We start from the raw sequence: 14,388 nt of genomic DNA, 5'->3' as shown, positions 1-14,388 counted from the left end.
AAGCGGCCCGGCGTTGCCGCCGGGCCGCTCGTTCTGACACGATCAGGATCGATCGCGCTTAGCTGTAGATCTCGAACAGGCCTGCGCCGCCCTGACCACCGCCGATGCACATGGTCACGACGCCCCACTTGGCTTTGCGGCGACGGCCCTCCTGCAGCAGGTGGCCGGTGAGCCGGGCGCCGGTCATGCCGAACGGATGGCCGATCGCGATCGAGCCGCCGTTGACGTTGTACTTCTCGGGATCGATGCCGAGCTGGTCGCGCGAATAGAGGCACTGGCTGGCGAAGGCCTCGTTGAGCTCCCAGAGATCGATGTCATCGATCTTCAGGCCGTGGCGCTTCAGCAGCTTCGGCACGGCGAACACCGGACCGATGCCCATCTCGTCGGGCTCGCAGCCGGCCGAGGCCCAGGCGACGAAGCGGCCGAGCGGGTTGAGGCCGCGCTTCTCGGCATCCTTGGCTTCCATCAGCACCACTGCGGCGGCGCCGTCGGACAGCTGGCTGGCATTGCCGGCGGTGACGAACTTGCCCGGGCCCTTCACCGGTTCGAGCTTTGCAAGGCCTTCCAGCGTAGTCTCGGGGCGGTTGCACTCGTCGCGATCGACGACGTAGTCGACGATCGACTCGGCCTTGGTCGCCTTGTCGACCACCTTCATCTTGGTCTTCATCGGGACGATTTCGTCCTTGAACTTGTTGGCCTGCTGCGCCGCCGCCATGCGGCGCTGCGACTCCAGCGAATACTCGTCCTGGTATTCACGGCTGACCTTGTAGCGCTCAGCGACGATGTCGGCGGTGTCGATCATCGCCATGAAGATGTCGGGCGCGGTCTTGAGCAGGTCCGGATCGATCGATTCCTTCGGCGAGCCGCCGCCGGGAATCGAGATGCTTTCGACGCCGCCGGCGACGATGCAATCGGAGCCGTCGGAACGGATCGAGTTGGCGGCCATCGCGATGGTCTGCAGGCCCGACGAGCAGAAGCGGTTGACCGAGACGCCCGCGGTCGTCTTCGGCAGGCCGGCGAGCAGCGCCGCCTGGCGGCCGATGTTCGGCGCGCCATGCGCGCAATTGCCGAGATAGCAATCCTCGACATAGTCCTTGTCGACGCCGGCGCGCTCGACCGCGTGCTTGATGGCATGCCCGGCCAGCGACATCGGCGGGGTGATGTTGAATCCGCCACGGCCGGACTTCGCCAGGCCGGTGCGCGCGTAGGAAACGATTACGGCTTCACGCATTGTTTTCTCCCTCTGAGATCGCCGGATAGTGGCGCGTCTTGACGCCTTCGTACACAAATTTTGGGCGCTGCAACAGGAATACCAGACGTCCCGGAACGGCAAATGCCGCCTCCCGGGCCGGAGACGGCGTCATGTTCCGCAGATCGGAATTTGGATGTGCTTGAACGGTATCTTCCCTCGTCATGCCCGGCACGTCCCGGACACGAGAGCCGCTCAAACAGCGTTTAAAACGTCAGCGCCTTCTCAGAAAGTCAGCGCCTTGGCCTGCTTCACCTGCGGCAGCGATTGCACCTTGGCGAGCAGCTCCGCCGGCACCGCGCCGTCCACCTCGACCAGCGCAATGGCGTCGCCGCCCTGCTTGACGCGGCCGAGATGGAAGGTCGCGATATTGATTTTCGCATCACCCAAGAGGCTCGCGAACGCGCCGATGAAGCCCGGCTTGTCCTCATTGGTGACGTAGATCATCGACTTGCCGAACTCGGCGTCGACGCGGATGCCCTTGATGTCGACGAGGCGCGGCTTGCCGTCGGCATAGACGGTGCCGGACACCGAACGCTCCTGACGCTCGGTGGTGACGGTGACCGTGATCAGGCTTTCATAGTCGCTCTGCGCTGCGCGGACGACCTCATCCACCACCATGCCGCGCTCCTTGGCGACAACAGGCGCCGAGACCACGTTGACCTCGCCCAGCATCGGCCGCAGCAGGCCGGACAGCACCGCCGAGGTGATCGCCTTGATCTTCATCTCGGCGACGTGGCCCTCATAGGTGATCGTGGTCTTGAGGATGCCGCTCTCGGTGAGCTGGCCGGCGAACGAGCCGAGCTTCTCGGCGAGCTCGATGAACGGCTTCAGCTTCGGCGCCTCTTCCGCGGTGATCGAGGGGAAGTTGACCGCGTTGGAGATCGCGCCCGACAGCAGATAGTCCGACATCTGCTCGGCAACCTGCAGCGCGACGTTCTCCTGCGCCTCGGTGGTGGAGGCGCCGAGATGCGGGGTGCAGATCACGTTGGGATGACCGAACAGCACGTTCGAGGTCGCCGGCTCCTCGACGAACACGTCGAAGGCGGCACCGGCGACATGCTTGGAATTGAGCGCATCGACCAGCGCCTGCTCGTCGACCAGGCCGCCGCGGGCGCAGTTGATGATGCGCACGCCCTTCTTCATCTTGGCGATCGCGGCCGCGTCGATGACGTTGCGGGTCTTCTCGGTCAGCGGCGTGTGCAGCGTAATGAAGTCGGCGCGCTTGAGCAGATCGTCGAGCTCGACCTTCTCGACGCCGATGTCCTTGGCGCGCTCCGGCGACAGGAACGGATCGAACGCGATCACCTTCATGCGCAGGCCGAGGGCGCGGTCGGCGACGATCGAGCCGATATTGCCGCAGCCGATCACCCCGAGCGTCTTGGCGGTGATCTCGACGCCCATGAAGCGGTTCTTCTCCCACTTGCCGGCCTGGGTCGAGGCGTCGGCCTGCGGGATCTCGCGCGCCAGCGCCAGCATCAAAGTGATGGCGTGCTCGGCGGTCGTGATCGAATTGCCGAACGGCGTGTTCATCACGATGATGCCCTTGGCGGTCGCGGCCGGAATCTCGACATTGTCGACGCCGATGCCGGCGCGGCCGATCACCTTCAGCTTCGTCGCCTTCTCGATGATCTTGGCGGTCGCCTTGGTGGCCGAGCGGATCGCAAGACCATCATAGTTGCCGATGATCTCGGCCAGCTTGTCCTTGTCCTTGCCGAGGTTGGGCTGGAAGTCGACCTCGACGCCGCGATCCTTGAAGATCTGCACGGCGGCGGGAGACAGCGCGTCGGAAATCAGAACCTTGGGTTTTGTCATCGGAATGATCCGTTGCTAACGATGCGTTTGAATACACGACAGCCGCGGGCGCGAAGCATGCGCGGCCACTTTGCACGATGGATGGCCGGGTTATCTAACGAAGACGCGCTTCGCGCTTTAGCCCGGCCATGACAAGATCGATGACTTGCTTATGCCGCCTTCGGCAGCGCGGCCTTGGTCTCCGCAAAAGCCCAGTCGATCCACTGCGTCAGCAGTTCGACGTCCTTTGCCTCAACGGTGGCGCCGCACCAGATCCGCAGTCCCGCCGGCGCATCGCGGTAATACGCGAAGTCGAAGCCGGCGTTCTCCTTCTCCACCAGCGCGACCAGCTTCTTGCAGAAGTCGGCCTGGGCATCTGATGGAAGCGAGGTGATCGCGGGATCGGTGAACTTCAGGCACACCGAGGTGTTGGAGCGGATCGCGGGATCCTTGGCCAGGAAGTCGATCCAGGGCGTCCGCGCCTTCCAGTCGGCGAGCGCCTTCGTGTTGGCGTCGGCGCGCGCGATCAGCGCCTTGAGGCCGCCGATCGACTTCGCCCAGTTCAGCGCGTCGAGATAGTCCTCGACGCAGAGCATCGACGGCGTGTTGATGGTCTCGCCTTCGAAGATGCCCTGGTTGAGCTTGCCGCCCTTGGTGAGGCGGAAGATCTTCGGCAGCGGCCAGGCCGGCTTGTAGGTCTCGAGCCGCTCCACTGCACGTGGGCTGAGGATCAGCATGCCGTGCGCCGCCTCGCCGCCGAGCGCCTTCTGCCAGGAGAAGGTGACGACGTCGAGCTTGGCGAAATCGAGCGGCTGCGCGAAGGCGGCCGAGGTCGCATCGCAAATCGTGAGGCCTTCACGGGTTGCGCTGATCCAGTCGGCGTTCGGCACGCGCACACCTGACGTGGTGCCGTTCCAGGTGAAGACGATATCCGACTTCGGATCGACCTTGGCGAGATCGGGGATTTCACCGTAAGCCGCGTTGAGCTTGGTGACGTCCTTCAGCTTCAATTCCTTGACGATGTCGCTGACCCAGCCCTCGCCGAAGGATTCCCAGGCGAGCGTGGTGACGGGCCGCGCACCGAGCAGCGACCACAGCGCCATCTCGACCGCGCCGGTGTCCGACGCCGGCACGATGCCGATCTTGTAGTCGGCCGGCACCTCAAGCACTTCGCGCGTCAGTTCGATCGCGAGCTTGAGCTTGGCCTTGCCGACCTTCGCACGGTGCGAGCGGCCGAGGGCGGCGTCCTTGAGATTGTTGGGATTCCAGCCGGGGCGCTTGGCGCAGGGGCCGGAGGAGAAATGCGGCACATTGGGCCGCGAAGCGGGCTTCGCTGCAGTCATAATCTACCCTTCCAGATAGCTGCCTCTCGGTGGGGAGAGGTTTCCCGCGGTCGGAGATAGTGGAAGGGCCCCCAAACGTCAAGGAAGTTCCGACTTTTCCGGAACAATCGGGAGATCACGGCTGATTGATGGGGCGTCCTCGACCTGCTGCATCGTCTCCTGGTCGAGCAAATCTGCCGCGAGAGCCATGATCTTAACTGCCTTGCGCCGGCTCGATATTTTCAAAATGCTCTTATCGCCGGCCTGCACGATGTACTCGTTGCCGACCCGCACGATCGAATAATCCGACATCCAAATCCCCAGTCGCCGCCGCCCCGTGGGAGACGCCCGACATACCGGACTCGTTCCGACCCGTAAATTCACGGAGACCGGCTTAGTTTATTGGCTGTTAACCGGATCGCGCAGCAGCGGCTACCGCAGGCATTGCCATGTGTGCGGCACAACTCGCACAGCTCAAAAGCGCAGCGTCATGCCGACATGGCTGCGCGTGAATCCGAGCCGTTGTTCATAGAAGCGCTGCGCATCGACGCGCGTGTGGTGCGTCAAGAGCTCGACGAGCATGCAGCCTTGCGCGCTCGCCTCCGCGACCGCCCATTGCACGAGCTGCTCGCCGATGCCGCGGCTGCGGCAGTGCTTTGCGACGCGGACGTCCTCGAGCAGGCCGCGCGAAGAGCCCTGCGAGCTGATCCCCGGCAGAACCGCAAGCTGCAGACAGCCGACGACGGCGCCCTCCCCGTCGACCGCGACGACGAGCTGCAGGTTCGGATCCCGCTCGACCCGCGCGAAGGCGTCGTAATAGGTTTGCGGCAGCGGGTCCTCGATCCGCTCGCGCGCACTGCCGAGCGGATCATCCGCCAGCATGCCGACGATGGCGGCGACATCCTCGCGGCGGGCGCGGCGGATCGTGATCGACGAGGCTTCAGTCATATCGATGTTCACCAGAAGTCAGCGCACCGGCGGCAGGCCGAGCACGTGCTCGGCATCGGCGATCCAGCGGCGGATCACGGGATAGCGCGCGAGCGCGAGGCCGCCATCCTCAGCGACGCGCGTATAGGCAAGCAGCGAGACGTCGGCCAGCGAGAACGCATCGCCGACCAGGAATTTTGTGCCGGCAAGAAGCCGCTCCAGATGATCGAGCGCCACGTAGCCGCGCTTGATGAGATTCGGATCGATCTCCGACACCGCCTTGCCGAGATACACGGTCTGGAAGCGGCAGACGGCGACATAGGGTTCATGGCTGTTCTGCTCCCAGAACATCCAGGCATCCATCTGCGCCGCGCGATAGGGATCGCCGGGGATCAGATCGCTGCCGCGCGCGAGGTAGCGGATGATGGCGTTGGATTGCGCGAGCGTGCGGCCGTCATCCAGCTCGACCGTCGGCACCTGGCCCCAACCATTCAGCTTGAGGAATTCCGCGGTCCGGCTGCCGCCCTTCATGGTGTCGATCTCGACCCATGTGTACGGCAGCGCCAACTTGTCGCACACCCATTTCACCTTCAGGCAATTGCCTGAATTGGCGTCGCCGTGGATTTTCATGCGAGGCTGCTCCGCTTGCGGAGCAACATCGGATCAGCCGCAGATTGCGGTGTCAAGCGAGGTGGCGCGCGTCAGAACTTGTAGCCGATGGCAGCACGAACGCTGTTCTGCGTGACCGCCGTGTTCTTGACCGGGCTGAACTTGACGTATTCCCACTCGCCGCGCACGAAAACACAGTTCCACAACATGTATTCCAGGCCGAGACCAGCGGTCCAGCCGGCAACGTAGGCGTCCGTTTTCGCATCCGTCGCGGTTTGGGCAAACTGCGGCAGTGCAAATGTGGTCGAACTTCCGTCGGCAAAGTTGATCGTTCTGTTCACGGAGCTTGTGACTGTGCGCGAAACATCCATCCGGCCGACCGCAAGGCCGCCGAAGATGTAGGGCAGGAAGTCACCGGTTGCCCAACCCGCGCGGCCGCGGAATGTCATCTCGTCCTTCAGCTTCAGCGACGCGCTTCCATTCAAGGTCACGCCGTCGGCGGCAGTGGCGCCGGCCGGCAGGACCAAGGTCGGCTGAGCGACTTGAATGGGACCCAGACTTCCGGAGGTCGTCGTCGTAAGGCCAGACCAATAGGTATAGTTTGCTTCGACACCCACTACGACGTCGTCGAATTGATAGTTGCGCCCGACAAACGCTCCGAAACCCGAGCTCTGCGCATTGACCCGGCCCAGCAGATTGAATTGCGACGCCGGCGCCTGCAGCGTGGTGTTGCGGAAGATGGAATTGGTCAGCGAGGCAACGCTGCCGCCGAAGTCGGTGTTGATCCATGTTTGGCCGACCTGACCGCCGGCATACCAGCCGTCCCAGTTCCTGGTCGGTGCACTGGAAGCGGGAAGACTGCCGCGAAGGAAATCCGGCATGTCGGCCGCCTGCGCGCCGGTCACCGCCCCGAACATCATCGCCGCCAGCAAGAACCTACGCATTGCAACGCTCCATCCCACTCACCGAATGCGCGTTGATCATCGCCTGTTAACCTTAACCAATCGTTGTCGCCGGTCGCTTTCGACCACTCAAGTTGCAGAAGTGCGCACGGCACGACGCGGCAAAGCAAAACGGCGCGGGATGATCCCGCGCCGTTGCGATCGTTAACCGTGAAGGGGCGAAATTAACCCTTGTTAGCCCTTGCGGATCAGCGGGGGCGGCGGCGGCGGGGGCAGCACGTCGCAGCAAGGCAGAGCGAAGCGTACGCCGAGCTTCACGTCCTGCGAGGTCATGTCGCGGAACTGGAAGGTCGAGGGACCGGCCGGCGTGCCGTCGAAGAAGTGGCCCTGGCCGTGGGCGGCGGTGCCCATGTCGAGGTAACGATAGGCCAGTTCAACCGTGAAGTTGTTGGTGACCTTGTAGGCGACACCGGCATGCAGCGCCCAGGCGAAGTTGGTTTTGGTCGCACCGTCGGCGATGAAGGAGCTGGTCAGGCCGGACCCGCTCGGGAACGTGGTGACGTCGGAGAAGGCCGAGGTCTTGATCACCGCGGCGCCGACACCGGCACCGATGAACGGGGTCAAGCAACCCCAGGTGCCGAGATCGGCGTAGATATTCGCGAGGGCGACCCAGCTCTGGACGCCGCCGTGGTAGGTGTCACCCAGCGAACTCGGCCCGGGGAACGTGAAGAAGTCGGTGCCGTTGAAGCTCACCTTGGAGCGATACTCACCGGTGATGTCGGCGCGGAACCAGCTGTTGAACTGATAGCCGACGCCGACGCCGAACAGCATGCCGCTGTCGAAGCCGGTGCCGAACTGGCTGAACGCGGTGCCGGCCGGCAGCGTGTCGTAAGCGGCGGCGTGCAGCTTGGCTTGCGTGTTGGTCATGCCGATGTCGCCCCGCAGATACCAGCCACCGAAGTCCTGGACGGGCGGAGGCGCATACGCCATCGGGGGCGGCGGCATGATGGGCATGTCGGCAGCGAACGCCACCGAGGACAGCAGGGATGCCGCGCCTGCGGCAATCAGGGTCGTTACGCTACGCATTGGCTTCGTCCTTTTGGGCCAAGTGAGGCGACACGAAAGCCCCACGTCTGAAACTCACGGGCGGACGATGCCAGCAAATGTTTAAGCGGCACTTAACCCTAATTTTTAAGGTTGATTTTCTCTGACCTATTTCTGTGGCTGTTGCTTATGAGTCCATAAATGCGCGCATGCGGCGGCGAAAAATGGCGATCTCGCCGCAGGTGCTAATGAAGCGTTGACGCAAGCGCGCGGTTTGCGGCGCACGCTGGCGCTAAGCGTTAGCGAATGCTTAATGCGGGGCGGCGCCCTCGCCGCGGACGTTCAGCGAACGGCCTTCTGCATCTTAGGCAGGAACACCGCGAGCAGGCCGATTGCCGGCAGGAATGCGCACAGCTGATAGACGAAGGCGATCGAGGTGTGGTCCGCGAGCTTGCCGAGCACCGTTGCGCCGAGTCCGCCGATGCCGAAGAACACGCCGGAGATCATGCCGAAGCGATGCGGCATCAATTCCTGCGCGAACACGATGATCGCGATGCGCTGTGTGGTTCTCACCGACAACCAACTTCCTCGCCGTCATCCTGAGGAGCGGCCTATTGGCCGCGTCTCGAAGGATGAATCGGCCACCAGCCGGGCCGTGCATCCTTCGAGACGCGCGCGAGAGCGCGCTCCTCAGGATGACGGATCCGGTCAAGCTCGTTCTGTGAAAGAGCAGCCCCTACGCCGCCGCGGCGTGGCCGAGTGCGCTGACGATGTTGTCGACGACCTCTTCCACCAGGATGCGATCGTCGCCCTCGCCCATGACGCGGATCACCGGCTCGGTACCGGAGGGACGGATCAACAGGCGGCCATGGCCGTTGAGGCGGTTCTCACCATCGGTGATCGCGGACTTGACCTCGGCGTCGTCGAGCGGCTTGCCGCTGCGATAGCGCACGTTCTTCAGGATTTGCGGCAATGGTTCAAAACGCCGGCAGATCTCCGACACCGGGCGGCGCAGCTTCTGCACCACGGCCAGCACCTGCAACGCCGCGACGAAGCCGTCGCCGGTGGTCGAATAGTCCGACATGATGATGTGGCCGGACGGCTCGCCGCCGAGATTGTAGCCGCCGCTCAGCATCTGCTCGAGCACGTAGCGGTCGCCGACCGGCGTGCGCACCATCGAAAGCCCGAGGCCCTGCAGGAAACGCTCCAGCCCGAGATTGGACATCACGGTCGTGACGATGCCGGGCTTGGCGAGGCGCCCCTCTTCCTTCCAGCTCTGTGCGATCACCGCGAGCAGCTGGTCGCCGTCGACGATGTGGCCGCGCTCGTCGACCAGGATGACGCGATCGGCATCGCCATCGAGCGCGATGCCGATGTCCGCGCGCATCTCGCGCACCTTGCGCGACAGCGCTTCCGGTGAGGTCGAGCCGCATTCCTTGTTGATGTTGAAGCCGTCGGGTTCGACCCCGATCGGCACCACGTCGGCGCCGAGTTCCCACAGCGCTTCCGGCACCACCTTGTAGGCGGCGCCGTTGGCGCAATCGACCACGACGCGCAGGCCGTCGAGCGAGAGATCGCGCGGCAGGGTGCGCTTGGCGAATTCGATGTAACGGTCATGGACGCCGTCGATGCGGCGGGCCCGGCCGAGGCTCGCGCTCTGCGCGAGGCGGCGGTCGAGCGATTCGTCGAGCAGCTGCTCGATCTGCTTCTCGACGTCGTCGGACAGCTTGAAGCCCTGCGGGCCGAACAGCTTGATGCCGTTGTCTTCGAAAAGATTGTGCGACGCCGAGATCATGACGCCGAGATCGGCGCGCATCGACTTGGTCAGCATCGCGATCGCCGGCGTCGGCATCGGGCCGACCAGCAGCACGTCCATGCCGACCGAGGTGAAGCCTGCGACCATGGCGTATTCGATCATGTAGCCGGACAGCCGCGTGTCCTTGCCGATCACGACGCGATGGCGATGATCGCCACGCTGAAACACCAATCCCGCGGCCTGCCCCACCTTGAGCGCGAGCTCCGGCGTAATCAGCCCATTGGCGCGGCCCCGAATTCCATCGGTCCCGAAATATTTGCGGCTCATAGTACCCCCAAGATGGACCTCTCGAACCACCCGGCGAGAGAGTCCTGAACGCCTACCAGTGTAGCGTGCATCGGCCTTATAGACTGCCAGGCGCTAAAATGACTTCAAAAAATATGATGAATCATTACCGCGGCAAAACCCCGCGCTTCGATCTTAAAGCACTGAAAGATATAACATTATTGGCTCTTCGGCAACCCAGGGGACCGAATGCCGTCCGCTATCCTTTGCCGCCTCGCTTGACGTGCTGGTCGCCCTTTGAGGGGGCCGGCTGGGTGACATTGACGGGGTCGGAACCGGGAAACGTCTCCTCCAGACCCTCTTCCAGGGCCTCGTCGAGGCGGCGCTTCTCGGCGCTCTCGTCTGCTTTCGGTTTCGAGCCTGATTGCGTCATCGTGCTCTCCCATCCGTCTTCAATTTGGTAGGCCCTCCAACCATGCTAGATGACGCCAAGACCGAACAGCCGCAAGACGCGCGCTCCATCGAACTTGCGACCAAGAAGAAGGGCCGGGAACGTCCATGAAGCACATTACCTGCATCGAAGATCTGCGCCAGCTGCACAAGCGCCGCGTGCCGAAGGCGTTTTTCGATTATGCGGACCGCGGCTCCTACACCGAGGACACGCTGCGCGCCAACACGGAGGACCTGCAGCAGATCAAGTTCCGCCAGCGCATCCTGGTCGATGTGTCCAAGCGTACCCTTGCGACCACGATCCTCGGCGAGCCCGCGGCGATGCCGCTGATCCTGGCGCCGGTCGGCCTGCTCGGCATGCAGCATGGCGACGGCGAGATCCACGCCTGCCGCGCCGCGCAAGCGGCCGGCATCCCGTTCACCCAGAGCACGATGTCGATCTGCTCGATCGAGGACATCGCGGCCGCCGTCGACAAGCCGTTCTGGTTCCAGCTCTACGTCATGAAGGACCGCGGCTTCATCAAGTCGCTGATCGAGCGCGCGATCGCGGCAAAATGCTCGGCACTGGTGTTGACCGTCGACCTGCAGGTGATCGGCCAGCGTCACCAGGACATCAAGAACGGCATGACGGTGCCGCCGGAATGGTCGCTGTCGAAGCTGATCGACTTCGCAACCAAGCCGGCCTGGGTCTCGGGCGTGCTGCAAGGCAAGCGCCGCACCTTCGGCAACATCGCCGGCCACGTCAAAGGCATGGACGACATCGTCAAGCTGTCGGAATGGACCGCGTCGCAGTTCGACACCACGCTGAACTGGAAGGACATCGACTGGATCCGCAGCATCTGGCCGGGCAAGCTGATCCTGAAAGGAATTCTCGACGTCGAGGACGCCGAGCTCGCCGCCAAGACCGGCGCGCAGGCGATCGTGGTCTCCAACCACGGCGGCCGCCAGCTCGACGGCGCACCGTCCTCGATCGAGGTGCTGCCCGAGATCGCCGACGCGGTCGGCTCGCAGCTCGAGATCATGTTCGACGGCGGCATCCGCACCGGCATGGACATCATGCGCGCGCTGGCGCTCGGCGCGAAGTCCTGCATGATCGGCCGCGCCTATGCCTACGGCCTCGGCGCCGGCGGCCAGGAGGGCGTCGCCAAGGCACTCGATATCCTCGGCAAGGAGCTCACCACCACGATGGGGCTGTGCGGCGTCAACACCATCGCCGAGATCGACGACAAGGTGCTGGCGGTTTAGGGCACAGCCACTGTTGTAGCCCGGATGAAGCGAAGCGAAATCCGGGAGACGTTCTCCGCGGACGGACTTGCCCCGGATTGCGCTGCGCTCCATCCGGGCTACGCACTTACTTCCCTTCTCCCCTTGTGGGAGAAGGTGGCGCGGATGCAATCCGCGCCGGATGAGGGGTTCTCTCCGCGGAGAGAGACCCCTCACCTCGCTTCGCTGCGCGAAGCGACCCTCTCCCACAAGGGGAGAGGGTAAGTGCAAGACGTCACATCGGCGGCGCGATGCCGTCGCGGCCGACATTGACGCGGTTGGCTTCCAGCGTGCCGTCGTCCTTTTTCACCGCGCCGAAGATGATGATCTTGGCGCCCGGCTTCAGCTCCGACTTGTCGCCGGAGACGAAGGTGACGACCGGGGTTCCCGGCGGCACCACCACCTTCTTCTCACCATCCTTGTATTTCACCGTGATGTTCTGGCCGTCGGTGCCCTTCACCGTCTCGGCGACGGTGGCGTTGGTCATGGTCGAGTTGGCGCGCAGGTCCCAGGGACGGAAGCCTTCGGCGGCGCCGCGCTGGTTTTCCGGGAAGATGTGCACCGCGATCGCCTTCTGCGTTCCATCCGGCTCGGGCATCGCGGTGACGCCGATATAGGAACCGGACTTGATCTCCGACAGATCGGTCTTGGCAACGCCGAACACCGCGACGTTGTCGGTGGTGCGCACCTTCATATCGTCGCCGTCGCGCGACTTGATCGACAGCATCGCGCCGTCGACGGCCTCGATGGTGCCGCGGATGCGCACCGTCGGCGGCTGCTGCGCGGATGCGGCCGAGGTGAAGGCAACGAGAAGCAATGCGGCGAACAGCGTCGTTTTCGGCATGGTGTCCCTCATGGGTTGGGCTGGCAAATCAGGGAACACCGGGAAGTTGAAGGTATTCCGTGCGGCCACCTCCCCTTGGCGGGAGAGGTGACCCGATCGACAACTACGCACCGGATGAGGGGGCCGTTACGGTGATAACGGACAGGTGATGTTGCGCAGTTGCCGTAGCCCTGTGCGCTCTCCCTTCCCTTCTCCCCTTGTGGGAGAAGGTGGCGCGGACGAAGTCCGCGACGGATGAGGGGTCTCTATCCGCGGAGGCAACCCCTCACCCCGCTTCGCTGCGCGAAGCGACCCTCTCCCACACGCAAGTCGGGCTTGCCCGACTTGCGCAGCTCATGATGCGCAACCGGGGTAAACCCCGGTTGCGTGGGAGAGGGTTCTTGAGGTCACATCGGCGGGGTCAGGCCGTCGCGGCCGACGCTGACACGGTCGGTTTCAAAAGAGCCGTCGGGCAGCTTCTTCATGAAGGCGATCACCTTGGCGCCGGCCTTCAGGTCAGCCTTGTCGCCGGGAACATAGGTCACGACCGGCGTGTCGGGTGAGACCAGCACCGTCTTCTCGCCATCCTTGTACTTGACCTGCAAGGTATGGCCGTCATTGCTGACGACCGATTGCGCGACCGTGGCGTTGGTCATGCTGCTGTTCGGCTTGAGATCATACGGCCGCGAGCCTTCGCCGGTGCCGCGCATGTTTTCCGGGAACACATGCACCTCGACCGCCTTCGGCACGCCGTCGGGGCCGGGCACCGTGGTCGTGCCGATGAAGGAACCGACCTTGATGTCGGACAGCGCGATCTTGGTCAGGCCGAGCACCACCATATTGCCTGCCATATGCAGCTTGACGTCTTCGCCACCGCGCGACTTCACCGCCAGTGTATCGCCATCGACGCTCTCAACGGTTCCACGCACCCGTGTCGGCGTCGGCGGCTGCTGGGCAAGCGCGTAAAGCGTGGACGCCGTCACCATCGCGAGCCCGATGAACGGACGAACGAGAGGGAAACGGCTGGCTGGCATTCTGATCTCCGGGAGGGAACGCGGGGGGACTAACACGAGACACCGTTCCGGAGACGCTATTCCACGCCTCAAGTCTTTGTGAGATCGGCTTCGACAAGTGCCCGCAATTCGGCCGTGACCTGCGGGCGCTGGCCGAACCACAGCTCGAAACCGCGCACTGCCTGGTGCAGCAGCATGCCGAGCCCGTCGGCGGTCTTCAGCCCCCGCGCCTGCGCCGCCGCAAGCAACGGCGTCACCAGCGGCACATAGACAATATCGGAAACAACCGCGTTCTGCGGCAACAACCCGACATCGATCTCCAGCGCCGGCTGGCCATGCATGCCGAGCGACGTCGTGTTCACGAGCAGGCCTGCGCGCGGCAGCAGCTCACCGACCGCGTCCCACGTCGCGGGCTGAACACGCGGACCGAATTGCTCCTTGAGCGCGCGGGCACGATCGATGGTGCGGTTGACCAGATGGACGCGCGCGATGCCGCGCTCGATCAGGCCGAACACCACCGCGCGCGCCGCGCCGCCGGCGCCGAGCACCAGCGCGTCTTCCGTCTTGTCCCAGCCGGGCGCGCAAGCATCGAGATTGTTGATGAAGCCTTCGACATCCGTATTGGTCGAGCGTAGCTCGCCATCGGCGAACCACAGCGTGTTGGCGGCACCGACGGCGCGGGCGCGCGCGTCAGGGGCCGACAGCGCCAGTGCGCGCTGCTTGTGCGGAAGGGTGACGTTGGCGCCGACGAAGCCGCGCAGCGACAGGCGGAACAGGAAATCCTTGAAATCCTCCGGCGGCACCGCCTCGATCACGTACCCGCCCTCGATACCGAGCGTACGCAGCCAGTAATGATGGATCAGCGGCGAGCGGGAATGCGCCGCCGGCCAGCCGATCAGGCACGCGGCGCGGGTTTTGCCTTGAGATGTCATGGCCGTGACATCGGCCAAG

At 64.1% G+C, this 14,388-nt stretch carries 15 protein-coding genes and 1 pseudogene; 1 reads left to right on the top strand and 15 read right to left on the bottom strand.

Annotated elements, in window-relative coordinates; translation table 11 throughout:
• Positions 1 to 58: 58 nt before the first annotated feature.
• The 12 genes and pseudogenes from XH92_RS08610 to XH92_RS08555 all read right to left on the bottom strand — a co-directional run bounded on the left by XH92_RS08610 (position 59) and on the right by XH92_RS08555 (position 10,321).
• Positions 59 to 1,231, bottom strand: coding sequence for an acetyl-CoA C-acyltransferase (locus XH92_RS08610; protein WP_194458827.1), 1,173 nt, complete (start codon positions 1,229 to 1,231; stop codon positions 59 to 61).
• A complete protein-coding gene (locus tag XH92_RS08605; protein ID WP_194458826.1) occupies positions 1,224 to 1,415 on the bottom strand; it encodes a hypothetical protein in 192 nt (63 codons plus the stop codon). The genes XH92_RS08610 and XH92_RS08605 overlap by 8 nt, the downstream gene beginning before the upstream one ends.
• 59 nt (positions 1,416 to 1,474) lie before the next feature.
• Positions 1,475 to 3,064 (bottom strand): phosphoglycerate dehydrogenase, encoded by a 1,590-nt coding sequence (serA, locus tag XH92_RS08600; RefSeq protein ID WP_194458825.1) that lies wholly within the window; start codon positions 3,062 to 3,064, stop codon positions 1,475 to 1,477.
• A gap of 149 nt (positions 3,065 to 3,213) precedes the next feature.
• Complete coding sequence (locus XH92_RS08595) at positions 3,214 to 4,386, bottom strand: phosphoserine transaminase (protein WP_194458824.1); 1,173 nt, start codon at positions 4,384 to 4,386, stop codon at positions 3,214 to 3,216.
• Positions 4,387 to 4,464: 78 nt separating this feature from the next.
• Positions 4,465 to 4,677: a hypothetical protein gene (locus XH92_RS08590; RefSeq protein ID WP_194458823.1), complete on the bottom strand. Its 213-nt coding sequence runs from the start codon at positions 4,675 to 4,677 to the stop codon at positions 4,465 to 4,467.
• Between the two features lie 162 nt (positions 4,678 to 4,839).
• Entirely contained in the window at positions 4,840 to 5,313 is a 474-nt protein-coding gene (locus XH92_RS08585; RefSeq protein ID WP_194458822.1) for a GNAT family N-acetyltransferase, read from the bottom strand.
• A gap of 18 nt (positions 5,314 to 5,331) precedes the next feature.
• The gene (locus XH92_RS08580) at positions 5,332 to 5,922 is read right to left on the bottom strand and encodes a glutathione S-transferase family protein (protein WP_194458821.1); all 591 of its coding nucleotides are present in this window, start codon (positions 5,920 to 5,922) and stop codon (positions 5,332 to 5,334) included.
• A 71-nt stretch (positions 5,923 to 5,993) separates the two neighbouring features.
• Positions 5,994 to 6,833 carry an outer membrane protein gene (locus tag XH92_RS08575; protein WP_246788336.1) on the bottom strand — a complete coding sequence of 280 codons (840 nt, stop codon included), beginning with the start codon at positions 6,831 to 6,833 and terminating at the stop codon, positions 5,994 to 5,996.
• A gap of 204 nt (positions 6,834 to 7,037) precedes the next feature.
• Positions 7,038 to 7,889 carry an outer membrane protein gene (locus tag XH92_RS08570; protein WP_194458820.1) on the bottom strand — a complete coding sequence of 284 codons (852 nt, stop codon included), beginning with the start codon at positions 7,887 to 7,889 and terminating at the stop codon, positions 7,038 to 7,040.
• Positions 7,890 to 8,189: 300 nt separating this feature from the next.
• Positions 8,190 to 8,399 (bottom strand): annotated as a pseudogene (locus tag XH92_RS08565) (MFS transporter); the annotation flags it as partial.
• A gap of 184 nt (positions 8,400 to 8,583) precedes the next feature.
• The gene (glmM, locus tag XH92_RS08560; RefSeq protein WP_194458819.1) at positions 8,584 to 9,930 is read right to left on the bottom strand and encodes a phosphoglucosamine mutase; all 1,347 of its coding nucleotides are present in this window, start codon (positions 9,928 to 9,930) and stop codon (positions 8,584 to 8,586) included.
• Positions 9,931 to 10,147: 217 nt separating this feature from the next.
• Positions 10,148 to 10,321, bottom strand: a complete 174-nt coding sequence (locus tag XH92_RS08555; RefSeq protein ID WP_194458818.1) for a hypothetical protein — start codon at positions 10,319 to 10,321, stop codon at positions 10,148 to 10,150.
• A 125-nt stretch (positions 10,322 to 10,446) separates the two neighbouring features.
• Between XH92_RS08555 and XH92_RS08550 the strand changes: the two genes are divergently transcribed.
• The gene (locus XH92_RS08550; RefSeq protein WP_194458817.1) at positions 10,447 to 11,583 is read left to right on the top strand and encodes an alpha-hydroxy acid oxidase; all 1,137 of its coding nucleotides are present in this window, start codon (positions 10,447 to 10,449) and stop codon (positions 11,581 to 11,583) included.
• 253 nt (positions 11,584 to 11,836) lie between these two features.
• Here the strand turns inward: XH92_RS08550 and XH92_RS08545 are convergent, their stop codons facing one another.
• The 3 genes from XH92_RS08545 to XH92_RS08535 all read right to left on the bottom strand — a co-directional run bounded on the left by XH92_RS08545 (position 11,837) and on the right by XH92_RS08535 (position 14,369).
• Positions 11,837 to 12,445: a hypothetical protein gene (locus tag XH92_RS08545; protein WP_194458816.1), complete on the bottom strand. Its 609-nt coding sequence runs from the start codon at positions 12,443 to 12,445 to the stop codon at positions 11,837 to 11,839.
• 386 nt (positions 12,446 to 12,831) lie between these two features.
• On the bottom strand, positions 12,832 to 13,410 hold the full coding sequence (locus XH92_RS08540) for a hypothetical protein (protein ID WP_194461175.1): 579 nt from the start codon (positions 13,408 to 13,410) through the stop codon (positions 12,832 to 12,834).
• Between the two features lie 116 nt (positions 13,411 to 13,526).
• Positions 13,527 to 14,369 carry a shikimate dehydrogenase gene (locus XH92_RS08535; protein ID WP_194458815.1) on the bottom strand — a complete coding sequence of 281 codons (843 nt, stop codon included), beginning with the start codon at positions 14,367 to 14,369 and terminating at the stop codon, positions 13,527 to 13,529.
• Positions 14,370 to 14,388: the final 19 nt, after the last annotated feature.

It is taken from the genome of Bradyrhizobium sp. CCBAU 53421, from assembly GCF_015291625.1.
Taxonomy (GTDB): domain Bacteria; phylum Pseudomonadota; class Alphaproteobacteria; order Rhizobiales; family Xanthobacteraceae; genus Bradyrhizobium.
This window is presented reverse-complemented; position numbering and strand designations above follow the sequence as displayed.